The organism is Psychrobacter halotolerans (genome assembly GCF_039680845.1).
In the GTDB taxonomy this organism is placed as follows: Bacteria; Pseudomonadota; Gammaproteobacteria; order Pseudomonadales; family Moraxellaceae; genus Psychrobacter.
In genome coordinates, this window is the sequence record NZ_JBDKWD010000003.1 from 103,455 (window position 1) to 118,523 (window position 15,069).

General features: G+C 44.6%; 11 protein-coding genes. 8 read left to right on the plus strand and 3 right to left on the minus strand.

Translation table 11 applies throughout. From position 1 onward, the window contains the following. Nucleotides 1-44: 44 nt before the first annotated feature. Nucleotides 45-1,535 (plus strand): aldehyde dehydrogenase family protein, encoded by a 1,491-nt coding sequence (locus AAJP47_RS07010; protein ID WP_346717196.1) that lies wholly within the window; start codon nucleotides 45-47, stop codon nucleotides 1,533-1,535. A 106-nt stretch (nucleotides 1,536-1,641) separates the two neighbouring features. On the opposite strand, the gene AAJP47_RS07015 is transcribed toward AAJP47_RS07010, so the two are convergent. Next, nucleotides 1,642-1,872, minus strand: a complete 231-nt coding sequence (locus AAJP47_RS07015; RefSeq protein WP_346717197.1) for a hypothetical protein — start codon at nucleotides 1,870-1,872, stop codon at nucleotides 1,642-1,644. Nucleotides 1,873-2,212: 340 nt separating this feature from the next. Between AAJP47_RS07015 and AAJP47_RS07020 the strand changes: the two genes are divergently transcribed. Together AAJP47_RS07020 and AAJP47_RS07025 are read left to right on the plus strand one after the other, a co-directional pair. Next, nucleotides 2,213-3,466: an NnrS family protein gene (locus AAJP47_RS07020; protein WP_346717198.1), complete on the plus strand. Its 1,254-nt coding sequence runs from the start codon at nucleotides 2,213-2,215 to the stop codon at nucleotides 3,464-3,466. A gap of 195 nt (nucleotides 3,467-3,661) precedes the next feature. Continuing rightward, on the plus strand, nucleotides 3,662-4,201 hold the full coding sequence (locus tag AAJP47_RS07025) for an Rrf2 family transcriptional regulator (RefSeq protein WP_346717199.1): 540 nt from the start codon (nucleotides 3,662-3,664) through the stop codon (nucleotides 4,199-4,201). An 85-nt stretch (nucleotides 4,202-4,286) separates the two neighbouring features. On the opposite strand, the gene AAJP47_RS07030 is transcribed toward AAJP47_RS07025, so the two are convergent. Further along, nucleotides 4,287-5,033, minus strand: a complete 747-nt coding sequence (locus AAJP47_RS07030; protein ID WP_346717200.1) for a hypothetical protein — start codon at nucleotides 5,031-5,033, stop codon at nucleotides 4,287-4,289. Between the two features lie 57 nt (nucleotides 5,034-5,090). Beyond that, nucleotides 5,091-5,837, minus strand: coding sequence for a hypothetical protein (locus tag AAJP47_RS07035; protein WP_346717201.1), 747 nt, complete (start codon nucleotides 5,835-5,837; stop codon nucleotides 5,091-5,093). A 371-nt stretch (nucleotides 5,838-6,208) separates the two neighbouring features. On the opposite strand from AAJP47_RS07035, the gene AAJP47_RS07040 reads away from it, so the two are divergent. From AAJP47_RS07040 to AAJP47_RS07060, 5 genes are all read left to right on the plus strand, one after another. Next, complete coding sequence (locus AAJP47_RS07040) at nucleotides 6,209-7,426, plus strand: MFS transporter (RefSeq protein ID WP_346717459.1); 1,218 nt, start codon at nucleotides 6,209-6,211, stop codon at nucleotides 7,424-7,426. A 302-nt stretch (nucleotides 7,427-7,728) separates the two neighbouring features. Next, nucleotides 7,729-9,399: a fatty acid--CoA ligase gene (locus AAJP47_RS07045; RefSeq protein WP_346717202.1), complete on the plus strand. Its 1,671-nt coding sequence runs from the start codon at nucleotides 7,729-7,731 to the stop codon at nucleotides 9,397-9,399. Between the two features lie 359 nt (nucleotides 9,400-9,758). Next, the gene (locus tag AAJP47_RS07050) at nucleotides 9,759-11,807 is read left to right on the plus strand and encodes a propionate--CoA ligase (RefSeq protein WP_346717203.1); all 2,049 of its coding nucleotides are present in this window, start codon (nucleotides 9,759-9,761) and stop codon (nucleotides 11,805-11,807) included. Between the two features lie 469 nt (nucleotides 11,808-12,276). Next, complete coding sequence (locus tag AAJP47_RS07055; protein WP_346717204.1) at nucleotides 12,277-13,761, plus strand: CoA-acylating methylmalonate-semialdehyde dehydrogenase; 1,485 nt, start codon at nucleotides 12,277-12,279, stop codon at nucleotides 13,759-13,761. 95 nt (nucleotides 13,762-13,856) lie between these two features. Then, on the plus strand, nucleotides 13,857-15,017 hold the full coding sequence (locus AAJP47_RS07060; RefSeq protein ID WP_346717205.1) for an acyl-CoA dehydrogenase family protein: 1,161 nt from the start codon (nucleotides 13,857-13,859) through the stop codon (nucleotides 15,015-15,017). Nucleotides 15,018-15,069: the final 52 nt, after the last annotated feature.

Below are 15,069 nucleotides of genomic sequence, written 5' to 3' on the forward strand. Positions count from 1 at the left end.
TACAATGACCGCACAACACAATAAAAGTAAGAATAGGAGCAATTATGTCAACTGATATCGAAAATAATAAGCCTGATGTTTATAGTGACTTTCACCTACAGTACATCGCAGGTGAGTGGCAGGATGGTAAAGACGATACTGTCAATACAGACACCAACCCATACAACGGCGATACGTTAGTAAAGATTCAGCAGGCCACCAGTGAACAGCTTGATGAAGCTTATCAAGCTGCAACGGTTGCACAAAAAGAGTGGGCGCAAACAACTCCAGCAGAGCGTTCTGCTGTCATGTATAACGTTGTTCGTATCTTAGATCAACGCAAAGATGAGATCGTCAACTGGCTCATAAAAGAATCGGGTAGTACCCGTATCAAAGCGATGGTGGAGATCAATAGTGCACGCTCAATCACACTTGAAGCGGCAACTTTTCCAAACCGTGTACATGGTGAAATTCGCCCTTCTAACACACCCGGCAAAGAGCATTTTATTTACCGTGAGCCAATTGGTGTGGTTGCTGTTATTAGCCCATGGAACTTCCCGCTACATCTGACGCAGCGTTCTATCGCGCCAGCGTTAGCGCTCGGTAATGCAGTGGTACTAAAGCCTGCAAGCGATACGCCTATTACTGGTGGTCTATTGCTGGCAAAAATATTTGAGGAAGCAGGCCTACCAAAAGGACTGCTCAATGTGGTCGTTGGCGCGGGTAGTGAGATTGGTGATGCCATCGTTACGCATGAAATTCCAAGTTTTGTGTCGTTCACTGGCTCGACCTCAGTTGGCAAGCATATTGGCGAGTTGGCCAACGGCGGCGATTATCTCAAGCAAGTAGCGCTTGAGTTGGGCGGTAATAGCCCGTTTGTTGTGTTGAAAGACGCGGATGTCGATCAAGCTGTCAAGGCCGCTGTCTTTGGTAAGTTCTTACATCAAGGCCAAATCTGTATCGCTATTAACCGCATCATTGTGGAAGATGAGATTTATGATGACTTTGTAGAGCGCTTTTTGGCTCATGTTAAGACATTAAAAGTAGGCGATCCGAGCAAAGAAGACACGGCAGTCGGTCCCATTATTAATGAAAAACAAGTCAAGTCGCTTAAAGAGAAAATTGCTAAAGCTCAAGAGTCGGGTGCCAATATGATATTGAGCGGTGAGATTGACGGTCAAGTCGTACCGCCACATATCTTTACTGAAGTAACCCGCGAGATGGATTTGTCTTGCAATGAAGTGTTTGGGCCATTGGTCGGTATTATTCGCGCCAAAGATGAAGACGAGGCGCTGTCTATAGCCAATGATTCTATGTATGGTTTATCTAGTGCTGTCTTTACCTCAGACATGCAAAAAGGGCTACGCTTCGCTCGTGGTATCAGAGCGGGCATGACCCATATCAATGATGTTTCGGTGAATGATGAAAGCCATGTACCATTTGGTGGTGAGAAAAACTCTGGTATCGGCCGTTTCAATGGTGAATGGGTACTTGAAGAATTTACTAGAACGCATTGGATCTCTATGCAGAATAAGCCACGTCAATACCCATTTTAATAGGTCATTGACCACAGTATTGATGACAAAATTTAATCTATAAAAAAGACCGCCTTGATGGCGGTCTTTTTTTTGTGAGTTTGGAGAAGTGTCCTTTTATATTATGCTATCTGGCATGAAAGCCGAGTAGTCCTTCAATCTCTTCAATCGTCATTCGCCTAACAAGCGCTTGCTCTTCTACTGACAAACGATTGGTATGCTCCTTAATCATCAGATAGATGCTGCGAGCGATTTCAGAGGTGGATGCATAATACATTTGCGGTTGCTCTTTGGTCAGCCGCACCAAAAATCGATTGATGATTTGACGTTTTTCGTCTGATACGTTTCTTTCAGTCATACTATTCTCCTAGGGATAGACTATTTAAGCAGCCAAGCTCATGAGAGTCAATGCGACGCTTAAAAATGATGAACGGTAATGATGAACGGTGCCGTAAGTTAAAAACCTCATTGTGTATTTTATAACATTCATTTAAAATGAATGTTAAAGATATATTTGATCTTAAATAAAATGGATACAAGACATGATAGAGCGAGACTGGAACCAATTTTTCTTGCTTGCTGTGCCTACGCAGACAGAGGCATCAAAAAATGAGTCCCATTCTCGCTGTGCCTTTTTTATATTGGATTGACTATATTCTATTACCGTACTTTTTTATCGTGCTTTAAAGAAGGCCACTATGCGTACTATTGACTTACCCAGTAAATCACCAACCTCACCGCATCCTATTCTCAATTTGAGCTTTCGTGTCTTTTTTAGTGGGGCAGCCCTATTTGCCGTGGTCACGATGGCGCTATGGGCTTTTATTTTTACGGGTCATACAAACATCAATGTGCAGGTATTGAATCCGCTGTACTGGCACGGTCATGAGATGATTTATGGTTATGCCTTGGCAGTGGTTGCTGGGTTTTTATTAACAGCGGTGCAAGCATGGACAGGCGTTATGATGCCGCGTGGCTATAAGCTGCTCGGTATTTTTGCTTGTTGGGTACTGGCTCGCGTATGCTGGTTGGCTTTTGGATATGGTGTGACCATCGCTGGTAGTAGTACGGCGTTGTTGTACGTGGCCGCAGGATTTGATGTGTTGTTTGCTATTTTGCTGGCTTTGGTTGTTTTTCGAGCAGTGTGGCAAGTAAAGCAGTACAAGCAAATGGGTATTTTGGCAAAGCTGGTTATACTGACCTTAGGTAACGCCCTTTGCTATTGGGGCATTATCAATACCGATATGAATATGACTAAGATAGGAATATATGTGGGATTTTATGTCATTATCGGTTTGGTGTTGACGATTGGTCGGCGAGTGGTGCCGTTTTTTATTGAGCGCGGTCTGAGTGTGGTTGATAAGACGGGCCATAAAGAAACGGTGACGCTACGCAATAGCAAGGCGCAAGATATCGCAAGTTTATTGTTCTTTTTGGCCTTTTTTATCGTTGATGTATTTTATCCCAATAAGTATTTGCTCACTATCACCGCGCTTGGGGTGGCTTTGGTCAATATGGTGCGCTTGATCGGTTGGTATCATCACGGTATCTGGCAAAGATCATTGCTTTGGTCGTTATATATTGCGTTTTTGGGGATGTGTTTAAGCTTTCTGTTGTACGCATTGCAGCCTTGGCTTGGCTATACTCATAGCATTGCCATGCATGGACTGGCGATTTCAGGTGTTGGTATGGTGACGGTGGCCATGATGACGCGCGTATCTTTGGGACATACAGGACGTAATATTCATCAGCCGCCCAAAATGGTAAATCTCATGTATGGTCTGATGGTGCTCGTATTTATCAGCCGAGTACTATTGCCTTTAGTCGATATGGATCATTACTTAATCTGGGTGCTGGTCGCACAAAGCGCATGGATTGCATGTTTTGTGTTATTTTGCATCAGCTATTTGCCGATGCTGGCACGTCCTCGACCGGATGGTTTGTTTGGTTAATAATAAAATTTACCGCTAGAGTGAGGTGAAAAATAAAGCAGCCATCATCTGGTCGATACTAAGGTGGCACTGATACAAATTTTTCTTGCTTGCTGTGCCTGCGCAGACAGAGGCTGCAAAAAATTTGTATCAGTCCTGCTGACTCTCTTTTATATTGACCGAACTATAAATTAAAATAAGTAGGAGTAGTGGCAAATGCGATTGACCAATTATAGTGATTATGCGCTGCGCTCATTGATTTATTTGGCAGTGAGACCGGATCCAGACGCATTGGCAAATATCAGCGATATTGCAAACAGCTATGATATTTCTAAAAGCCATTTGACTAAGATTATTCATCAGCTCGGTCAGCTTGGTTATATAGAAAGTGTGCGCGGTAAAAACGGCGGGATCAGATTGGCACGCGCGCCCAAAGACATCAATTTGGGTGTATTGATTAAACAGATAGAGCCTGATTTTGATTTGGTCGCCTGTTTTGTGACACCAGTGAACAGCAGCGAGCGGCAGCCTAATGCGACGGGATTACCTATTACTCTGATCGATGAAACTCTGATCGATGAAACCGTGGATGAATCCATAGAAAAATCATTCAACTGTGTGATCAGTCCAGTGTGTCAGCTCAAAGGCGTGTTTTTTGAAGCGCTAACAGCATTTATCAATGTGCTTGAGCGTTATACATTGGCGGATATTATTAGCAATCAGGATGAGCTGGCGACAGTATTGTTTCGGCAATGACACAATTCGGCAGTGACAAAATAAAAAAAGAGCTGCCAAGGTGACAGCTCTTTTTCGTCTTTACGTGTTCAAGGTATATTTTTAACTAAGCGTTTTCTAACTTGGGGCGGGCTTTATCGATTGCCTTTACTAAAGCTTTTTCAAACTCACCTTCTTTGAATTCAACCAAGTAAGAATGGGCAGCGCAAAAATTGCGAACATCGCGCCACTCATGTGCCAGATTGGTTGCCCAGTCACAATACTGCTTGCCAGCGTTCGGCTCATTTTTCAGCGCTTTTTTTGTCGTAGGATGTAGCAACAACTCAGGAAGAATGGCTTCTAATATTTTCATTGGTGGACTCATAAAGGTGTCATCCACATGCAAGCTTTTGCTGGCAGGATGGTAAGCCAATAAGGAGCCTGCGTGAATCATGTCATTGGATGAGATATAGTCGATACCTTGTACCTTTGAAAATTTAATCTCAGGATAGCGTTCAGCGACTGCGTCGCTTTCAACCAAATCATCTGCCCATTGAACATTGGGTACTTTTTTATGATGACGACTGCTGCCATAAAAAGTCGCTTTTGGAAAATCTTTTGCCATCTCCTCACAATGTACGGTATGAAAAGGGTGCAAGTTAAGTACTGCTTCTACTTTTTGACCATTATCAGTCAGCGCCATTACCTTCTCCCGAACATCGCCTGTTAACGAATAACTGTCTAAAAAGACAAAATTTCCTGATGATAGTTGTATTAATGAGCATTGAGTGCCAATATTTATCACGCCAGCAATGCGAAAAGCGCCGCGTATGTTCCAAAACCCTTTACCTAAATCATGTATTTCATTTGACATTAATTATTCTCCTTATCTAAGTATTTAAAAAGTGTTTAAAAATCGTTGTCTGGGCATTTATGCTGATTGAAGCTCAGAGCTAGCATTATCAATGGCAGACAGTAGTGCCGCCTCAAATCTGCCCTCATCAAACTCTACCAAACCAGAATGAGCCCCGCAAAAGTATCGAACCTCACGCCACTGGTGTGCAAGCGCCGTGGCCCAATCGCAGTATTGCCTGCCTGCCGCTGCTTCATCGATCAACGCTTGTTTGGTTGTGGGATGCAAACCCAAATTCGGTTGTACGGCGTTCAATAGCTTAGAAGGGGGAATCTCAAACGTGTCGTCAACATAAACGCTCAGGCTAGCAGGATGATAGACCAATAAAGAGCTGGCATGGACGTTTTCATTAGGTGAAATGTAATAGATGCCTTTAGGAAGTGAAAATTCAAGCTCAGGGTAGCGCGCTGCGACCGCTTCGCTTTCAACCAAATCCTCTGACCAGTTTACGCTGGGTATTTGCTTATGATGGCGACGGCTGCCATAAAAAGTCGCGTGCGGGAAGTCTTTTGCCATTTGTTCACAATAAGTAGTGTGAAACGGGTGAACGTTGAGTACGGCTTCGACATCGCGACCATCATTAGTCAAGGCCATTACTTGCTGACGTACATCGCCTGTTAACGCATAGCTGTCTAAAAAAATAAATCGCCCGGTTGCCAGTTTTATCAGAGCAGATTGAACTCCTATATCAATGATACCGTTTTTGATAAATGAGCCTCGTATACTCCAAAAACCATGGCCTAAATCATAAATTTTATCGGTCATTAAAAACCTTCCTCAATGCTGATTTGTTCAAATTATTTTAGCGACTTTATTTAACTTATTTAGTCACACATTATGGCTTAGCGCCAAATAACCTCCACGAGTATGGGTTTTTCATGACCCCATGTCTGTAATAAAAAAGATAGAAGCAATGTAGATGTGTAAAACAAAACGAACAATATACTGAAGTTTTAGTCCATTATTCGCTATGATAAGTCTAAGCAGTCGCGACTTCTTGTGAGCCATTGTCTCATTTCTATCACCTACGTCTACCTAGCCTTGGCTAAAAAGGCGCCAATACAGTTAGCACTATTTTGAATAATAAAATACCCAATAATAGCGAAAACAACACGCAAACAAATTCACAAATATCGATGACAAAGACAGGTGCAGCGATTAATGCTGTCCAGCAAACGGTTTTTGAATCGCCCTCGTGGGTTTTAAAACTGACAATTTGTCTGATTGGTATGTTTGCTTTTTTGCAGGTTTATTCCATTCAGGCAATCTTGCCCGTATTGATGATGGATCTCTCAGCAAGTGAGGTGCAAGCAGGGATGGTGGTTGGCGCAACAGTGATGGCGATTGCGATCATGTCGCCATTTTTGGGTATGCTCTCGGATGCCGTCGGGCGCAAATCCTTTATTGTCGGCGCTTTATTGTTTTTGGCCATACCCACCGCGTTAATCGCTCAGAGTCCAACGATTGGCTGGATGGGAATGTGGCGTTTTATGCAAGGGTTATCCGTACCGGGCATCACGGTGGTGACGATTGCTTATATTGGTGAGGAGTTTGAGGGGCGGGCACTGACAGAGCTGATGTCATTTTATGTGTCAGGGTCGGTGCTTGGCGGTTTTATGGGACGCTTCTTGCTTGGACATTTGCATGAGCTGATTGGCTGGCGCTACGGCTACTATGTCATGGCTGCTATGACGCTGATAGGGGCATTGTGGGTTGTCAAGATGTTGCCGTCGTCGCGGCATTTTGAGGCCAATCCCAACGTTCGCTCAGCGATACAAACGCTGGGCGAGCATCTCACCAATCGTTATGTGGTGACGGCCTGTCTGCTTGGTGCCTGTGTTTTGTTTTCACTGGTTGGATGTTTTACCTTTATCAATCTGCATCTTGCCAAGGTGCCGTATGAGCTAAGTACTGGCGCGCTTGCCAATATTTTTGCCGTTTATTTGATTGGGGTTGTGATCACGCCACTCTCGACCAAGCTGCTCAGACGCTTTGGTTCAGCGCGTACGATTCGGGTCGCTGTTTGTGTGTCGATGATAGGCGTATTATTGACGTTAGTGACACCATTATGGGGCATCGTAATCGGTCTTGCCGTGATGTCCTCTGGCGTGTTTATCACACAGTCGGCGACCATCAGTTATATCGCAGTCAATGTCAAAACAGGACGCTCATTGGCATCGGGTTTGTACTATATGAGCTATTATGCTGGTGGAACCTTGGGAGCTTGGCTATGCGGATTGGTTTATGCACGCGGACAGTGGTCGCTCACCGTTTGGTTACTACTATTCGTCCAAATCTTAGCCTTACTCGTTGCCAGTTTTGGTATGATTAAGACCAAATCTCGCGCCGCTTAATATTAGCTTCAACCGTAAACGATGGATTTGATGGTACTCACTTGTCGCTTTACATAGAAGTACTTTTTTCTTACTATCAATGAAGAGGCTATCGATTTTATCGGTAGCGCTAGCAGTCATCTGCTCTTATAGGATGAAGCGGTTTGTAAAAGACATGGCTTTAGCAGTCCGTCGCTATTGTTTTAATGACAACCCATTATCATCAATAAAAACTAAAAGGGTTAGCGATTTTAACCCCCTATTATTATTCTAATTCAGACAAATAATTATCCCTATAACGGGACAACAAGGAAGTCAAATCTATGCCAAATACTTATCAAAGCGCCCCTTCTGCCTATGATTACCCATTATTGGTAAAGCAATTATTGAACCGAGCTAAAATCGTATCACAAGATCAAGAAATTGTTTATGCGGACAAAAAACGTTTTACTTATAAAGCGCTGTTTGAGCGTATCAATCGCTTAGCAAATGTATTGGCAGGCTTGAATCTTGATGCAGGTGATGTGGTCGCCGTGATGGACTGGGACAGTCATCGTTATCTTGAGTCTTATTTTGCCGTACCTATGTCAAAGTACATCTTGCAGACAGTCAATATCCGCTTGTCTCCAGAAAAAATCCTTTATACCATCAACCATGCTAAGCCTAAAGTGTTGCTGCTCAATTCTGAGTTTGCACCCTTGGTTAAAGATTATCAGTTTGAAAATTCCAGCATCGAACACATCATTTGGTTAGATGACAATGGTGTCACGTTTGAAGGTGTCTTTGGTGGTAATCAAAACCGTGTGACAGGCGAGTATGAAGCGCTATTAGAAGCAGCGGATAGTGACTTTGATTTTCCAGATTTTGATGAAAACACCATTGCAACCACCTTTTATACCTCAGGCACCACGGGCGATCCTAAAGGAGTTTTCTTTAGCCATCGTCAATTGGTATTACACAGCTTGGCAGAGGCAGCTACTCTGGGCATGTTACCCAACAAACAAGGCGTCAGCTACGGCGATGTATATATGCCGATGACCCCGATGTTTCATGTACATGCATGGGGTTTCCCGTTTACTGCCACTATGGTGGGTTTAAAGCAAGTGTATCCGGGACGCTATGAGCCTGCCGCCTTGATGGATTTAATTATCAATGAAAAGGTGAGTATTACCCACTGCGTGCCAACGATTTTACAAATGGTGCTCAAAGAAGCGCAAGAGCGTGATGCCAATTTTAATGGTCTTAAGATGATTATTGGCGGCTCTCGCTTAACGGAGGGTTTGGCAAAAACCGCAATGGCACAAGGTATTGAGGTTTATACAGGTTACGGTATGTCGGAAACAGCGCCGCTTATCAGTTTGACAGAATTTAGCCTCAATGAGCCTGAAATGACAGAGGATGAAGACATTGCTCGTCGTTGTATGACAGGCAAGCCTGTATTAATGGTGGATGCTCAGGTATGGGGTGACAACAACCAAGCGGTGGAAAAAGGCAAAGAGCATACGGGTGAGCTGGTATTACGTGCCCCTTGGCTGACTCAAAGCTATCTAAAGAACAATGATGCTGGCAAAGAGTTGTGGGAAAACGGCTATATGCATACCCAAGATATCGCCTATATTCGCCCTGATGGTTATATTAGAATCACCGATCGTCTAAAAGATGTGATCAAATCGGGCGGTGAGTGGATTTCTTCGTTAGAGATTGAGACGATTTTATCACTACATCCAGCCGTGGCAGATGTGTCCGTCATTGGTATTCGCGATAAGCAATGGGGCGAGCGTCCATTGGCGCTGATTGTTCTGAAGCCTACCCATCAAGACACCCGTGCTGAGGATATTAAGGCAATTGCTGAAAAAGCAGTAGAACGCGGTATTATTCCCAAATACGGCGTACCGAGCCAGTTCAAGTTTGTGAGCGAACTACCAAAAACCTCAGTTGGTAAGCATGATAAAAAAGTCATGCGTGAGATGTATGCCGATCAGACCGAGGTATAACTAACACCTGTCTGTCATCGAGAAGGCGTCACTTGGTATCATAAAAACTTCATAAGGATGGCGTCCTTAGTAGTTGACCTTTGTTGCCCGCTCTGTTACATTTTAAACCGATACGTAATGTATCGGTTTTTTAATTCTGGCAAAGGATAGCCAGCGTTGTATTCTTTTTAAAATAAAGTTAATGCATTGATAGCATTGCTATTGGACTAAATTTTCTTCGCTTGTTGTGCAACTTTGTCACTACAAAGGCTTCAAAAAAAGGCTTCAAGAAATTTATTCCAGCGGCATATAACTAAGCTTGTATTGCATCATTATCTAACAAGATCGCATTACTATCGTTTACGCTAAGGACAGCCATTATGAGCGAACACGCCACCAATCCAACCAGCACTCATGCTTCTACTCAAACACATCTTAAACCCTCGCATACGAGCCAAAATTTTGCTGATATCTATCATGATTCAATCAATGATCGTGAGCAGTTTTGGGCCACGCAGGCAAAGCGTATCTACTGGCATAAAGCGCCTGAGCAAATTCTCGACGATAGCAATCTGCCCTTTGCTAAGTGGTTCGTTGGCGGTGAAACCAACCTTTGTTATAACTGCGTGGATCGTCATTTGGCAGAGCGCGCAGAACAGGATGCCTTTATTTGGCTATCATCCGAGATCAATCAAGAGCTTATTGAAACTTTCCCCGGCATTACGGATGCGTTTAAAGAATTGGGCAATAGCGTTGAGTTTTATACGGACTATACCAAGCGCCGCTTGACCTACAATGACTTATATAAAGAAGTCAATTACTTTGCCGATGTGCTACAGCGTCATGGCATTGGAAAAGGCGATCGTGTCATTATCTATATGCCGATGATTTTAGAAGCTGCCTACGCGATGCTTGCTTGTGCTCATATCGGTGCGGTACATTCGGTGGTGTTTGGCGGGTTCGCTGCCCACAATTTAGCGATTCGCATGGATGATGCCGAAGCAAAAATGGTCATCACGGTCGATGCAGGTTTGCGCGGCGGTAAGGTGATTAATTATAAGAGCTTGGTCAATCAAGGGGTTGAGCAAGCAAAGACAAAACCTGAGCATATACTCGTGGTAAACCGCGGTGTACTGCCTTTTAAGTCGCAAGACATCGATGTGGACTACGCCACGGAACGCCGCCGTAGCTGTGAAGCCAATGCCGTGGTAGAACCTGTTTGGCTCGAGTCAAATGAGCCTTCGTATCTGCTGTATACCTCTGGTACGACAGGTACGCCAAAAGGTGTGCAACGTGACACAGGGGGTCACGCTGTCGCACTGACAACCTCGATGGATTACATCTATGATGGCAAAGCGGGCGAAACTTTTTGGGCAATATCAGATATTGGTTGGGCAGTTGGGCATTCTTATACCATCTACGCGCCATTGCTGGCTGGCATGACCAGTGTTATGTATGAAGGGTTGCCGCATCGTCCAAATCCCGGTATTTGGTGGCGCATTGTTGAGGCCAATAAAGTCAATATTCTGTTTACGGCACCCACAGGGGTGCGTATGCTCAAAAAACAAGATGAGACGTGGATGACGCGCTATGATGTCTCAAGCGTCAAATCGTTCTTTTTAGCAGGTGAACCTCTCGATGAGTCTACAGCCAATTGGCTCACCAAGCATTTGGGCGTTCCTATTTTAGACCATTATTGGCAAACGGAATCTGGCTGGCCTATTTTGAGCAATACACCCAAGTTCGATGACAAGCCGCACAAACAAGGCTCACCGGGTTATCCGATGTACGGTTATGACGCGCATGTGGTCAACGAAGAGACGGGCGAGCAGTGTGCAGCAGGCGAAAAAGGTCTACTAGCTATCAAAGCGCCTTTGCCGCCCGGTTGCCTAACGACCGTTTGGCGTAATGATGAGCGCTTTATCAGTAGCTATTTTGGTCTGTTTGATGGTCAAGAGTATTCAACTTCAGATTATGCCGTTACTGATGAGGATGGCTACTTTTATATCTTGGGGCGCACTGATGATGTGATCAATGTGGCAGGGCACAGAATAGGGACGCAAGAGATTGAGGAAGCCATTAGTAGTCATCCGGAGATGGCAGAGTGTGCCGTTGTCGGTATCCAAGATGAGCTAAAAGGCGAGCTGCCTATTGCTTTTTGTGTATTGAGAGATCACGAACAAGTGGCGACTACGGAAAATCGCTTTCGCATTGAGCAGCAAGTAATAGGCGCGGTTATCAAATCATTGGGCGGTATTGCAAGACCTGCTGCCATTTATTTTCCGCAAGCCTTGCCGAAGACGCGTTCGGGTAAAATTCTACGCCGAGCCATTCGGGCGTTGGCCGAGAACAAGCCCACAGGTGATATGTCAACGCTTGACAATCCAGCAGCGATCGATGCGATCAAACAATCTATGAAAGACTATTAATCTTGGGTCTGTCCTGACTAAGATAGTGTCGCAAATATGCTTATAAGAAATAAAAAGCTCATGAAAAATCATGGGCTTTTTGCTTATTGGTTGCTCTATAGTCAGTCCTAAATAAAAAAGATACGAATATGAACATGCGATACTGGCAACCATTTTCCTCGATTGCTGTACCGTTGCTGACAGAGGCGGCGCAAAATGTACGCCAGTATTACTGTATCTCTTTTATAGTGAATCGACTATATCATTTGCCAGATTAACAACAACTGATATAAAAGTTCAATAAAGCGCTTGACCCTAAAATTGATTTATTGTTATATTCAATAACGATACATAATAAATCATTTTAAAAAGTTGTTTTAAAGTTATTTCAAACATAGCTGGATTGATTAAAACTGACCTTTTTCAATTCTCGCCATGATTATAAAGGCGACTATTAACGGTCATCATGTAAAAAAGATAAGGATATCTTATGCACCACGTTCAGCAACTCATCAATGGTCAATTTACTCAGTCCAATACTGATGAATGGATTGACCTCACTGACCCTGCCACTCAAGAAGTCATTGCCAAAGTCCCGCAAACCACGGACGACGAAATCAATCAAGCCATTGCAGCGGCACAGACAGCGTTTGAAACATGGCGCAAAACACCCATTACCACACGCGCTCGGATATTTTTGACCTATCAAGCGCTCATTCGTAAGCATATGAATGAGTTGGCAGAGATTCTGACCGCTGAGCAAGGCAAAACCATCGCCGATGCGCGCGGTGATGTGTTTCGTGGTTTAGAAGTGGTTGAGCATGCAGCCGGTATTGCCAACTTACAAATTGGTGATTTTGTCGAAAACGTTGCCTCTTGCGTCGACACTTACAGTATTTGGCAGCCGCTTGGTGTTTGTGCGGGTATCACACCATTTAACTTTCCTGCCATGATTCCGTTGTGGATGTTTCCGATGGCAATTGCCACGGGTAATACTTTTATTCTAAAACCTTCTGAGCAAGATCCGATGGTAACCATGCGTTTGGTGGAACTCGCAGTGGAAGCGGGCGTACCTGAAGGAGTGTTAAATGTGGTTCATGGGGGTAAAGCAACAGTCGATGCCATCTGTGATCATCCAGACATCAAGGCCGTTTCTTTTGTTGGCTCGACCAGCGTTGGCAAACATGTTTATGAGCGCGCGAGCAAATCAGGTAAACGTGCCCAATGTATGATGGGTGCCAAAAATCATGGAGTCATTTTACCTGACGCCAACAAGGAGCAAACGCTCAATCAGTTGGCAGGCGCCGCCTTTGGTGCTGCTGGTCAACGCTGTATGGCATTGTCCGTGGTAGTGCTAGTAGGCGCCGCTGGAGAATGGATTGATGATATTAAAGCCAAAGCAGAGGCATTGGTGGTGTCAGCTGGCAAAAATGACAAGGATTTAGGCCCATTGATTTCTACTGCGGCCAAAGCGCGGGTCGAGCACTTGATTGGTACAGGCGTAGAGGAAGGGGCAAGCTTGATACTCGATGGGCGCGGCATCACGGTTGAAGGATTTGAAAAGGGCAACTTTGTGGGGCCTACTATTTTTGATAACGTCACAAGCGACATGCAAATTTATCAACAAGAAATATTCGGTCCCGTACTGTGCATTATGCGCGCTGAGAGCTTAGATGAAGCGATTGCACTGCTTAATGCCAATCCACACGGCAATGGTACCGCGATATTTACCCAGTCAGGCGCAGCGGCGCACAAGTTCCAACAAGACATTCAGGTTGGTCAAATTGGTATTAATTTACCCATTCCTGTGCCGTTACCGATGTTCTCATTTTCAGGTTCGCGCGCTAGCAAACTTGGTGATCTTGGGCCTTATGGCAAGCAAGCCGTGCAGTTTTATACACAAACGAAAACCGTCACTGCGCGTTGGTTCGATGATGAGGCAAGTCGCGGCGTCAATACCACTATTTCAATCTAATCGTTAATCCACTATATTAAATGGCTTTCACGATTGAATAATGACTGCTCTGGTCTTATTCGCCCTATTTGCTAGGCATGTACAAGGATGACACCATGGATTTTTCATTGACTGATGACCAGATTGCCTTTCGCCAAACGGCGAGACAGTTTGCACAAAAAGAGCTGAGACCAAACGCTGCCGAGTGGGATCGCAATTCCTACTTTCCAGTGGATGTAATAAAGAAGTCCGGCGAGCTTGGTTTTTTGGGATTGTATACCAACCCAGAGTATGACGGTTTGGGATTACCGCGCCTCGACTCTGCCATGGTGTTTGAAGAGTTGGCATGGGGCGACACGTCGGTAGCTGCTTATATTAGCATTCATAATATGGCAAGTTGGATGATTGGCGAGTATGGTAGTGACGGGTTATGTAAAAAGTATCTGCCTCAAATGGTGAGCGGTGAGTGGCTTGGCAGTTACTGTTTGACTGAGCCAAACGCGGGATCTGATGCCGCCTCATTACGCACCAAAGCGGACAAGCAAGGCGATTATTATATCCTGAATGGAGAGAAAACCTTTATATCAGGGGCAGGCTCGACCGATGTGTTGGTTGTCATGGCACGAACGGGTGGCGCAGGGCCAAAAGGGATATCTGCATTTGTCGTTGATGCTGATAGTGCGGGTATCGAATATGGTAAAAATGAGCATAAGATGGGCTGGAAGGCGCAGCCAACGCGGACCATTAGTTTTAAAGATGTCAAAGTACCTGTAGAAAACCTCATAGGCGAGGAAGGTCAAGGTTTTCGTATTGCGATGAAGGGATTGGATGGTGGACGGATCAATATCGGTATATGCGCGGTGGGTACGGCGCAGTCAGCGTTAGAGACGGCGACCAATTATGTACAAGAACGCAGTCAATTTGGCAGTCCAATTGCCAGCTTACAATCGGTGCAATTTAAGCTGGCGGACATGCTGACTCAAACCATTGCGGCGCGCCAAATGCTGTATTTAGCCGCAAGTAAAGTTGATAACAATGATGGGCAAGCGTCTACCTACTGCGCAATGGCAAAACGCTTATCAACCGATCTTTGCTTCGATGTGGCCAATGAAGCTCTGCAACTGCATGGCGGCTACGGCTACTTAAACGAATATCCACTTGAGCGTCATGTGCGAGATTTACGTGTGCACCAGATTTTAGAAGGCACCAATGAGATCATGCGAGTAATTGTCTCACGTCAATTGCTACAAGATGAAGCGCTGATTAAATTGCGCTAGTGTTTGCTCCTTTTATCGCCAATTCAACATAAAAGTTGGCACTACGGTGATA

Excerpts from the sequence above, each read along its gene's own strand:
- AAJP47_RS07010 (WP_346717196.1), top strand. The coding sequence starts at position 45 with ATGTCAACTGATATCGAAAATAATAAGCCTGATGTTTATAGTGACTTT.
- AAJP47_RS07015 (WP_346717197.1), bottom strand. The coding sequence starts at position 1,872 with ATGACTGAAAGAAACGTATCAGACGAAAAACGTCAAATCATCAATCGA.
- AAJP47_RS07020 (WP_346717198.1), top strand. The coding sequence starts at position 2,213 with ATGCGTACTATTGACTTACCCAGTAAATCACCAACCTCACCGCATCCT.
- AAJP47_RS07025 (WP_346717199.1), top strand. The coding sequence starts at position 3,662 with ATGCGATTGACCAATTATAGTGATTATGCGCTGCGCTCATTGATTTAT.
- AAJP47_RS07030 (WP_346717200.1), bottom strand. The coding sequence starts at position 5,033 with ATGTCAAATGAAATACATGATTTAGGTAAAGGGTTTTGGAACATACGC.
- AAJP47_RS07035 (WP_346717201.1), bottom strand. The coding sequence starts at position 5,837 with ATGACCGATAAAATTTATGATTTAGGCCATGGTTTTTGGAGTATACGA.
- AAJP47_RS07040 (WP_346717459.1), top strand. The coding sequence starts at position 6,209 with ATGACAAAGACAGGTGCAGCGATTAATGCTGTCCAGCAAACGGTTTTT.
- AAJP47_RS07045 (WP_346717202.1), top strand. The coding sequence starts at position 7,729 with ATGCCAAATACTTATCAAAGCGCCCCTTCTGCCTATGATTACCCATTA.
- AAJP47_RS07050 (WP_346717203.1), top strand. The coding sequence starts at position 9,759 with ATGAGCGAACACGCCACCAATCCAACCAGCACTCATGCTTCTACTCAA.
- AAJP47_RS07055 (WP_346717204.1), top strand. The coding sequence starts at position 12,277 with ATGCACCACGTTCAGCAACTCATCAATGGTCAATTTACTCAGTCCAAT.
- AAJP47_RS07060 (WP_346717205.1), top strand. The coding sequence starts at position 13,857 with ATGGATTTTTCATTGACTGATGACCAGATTGCCTTTCGCCAAACGGCG.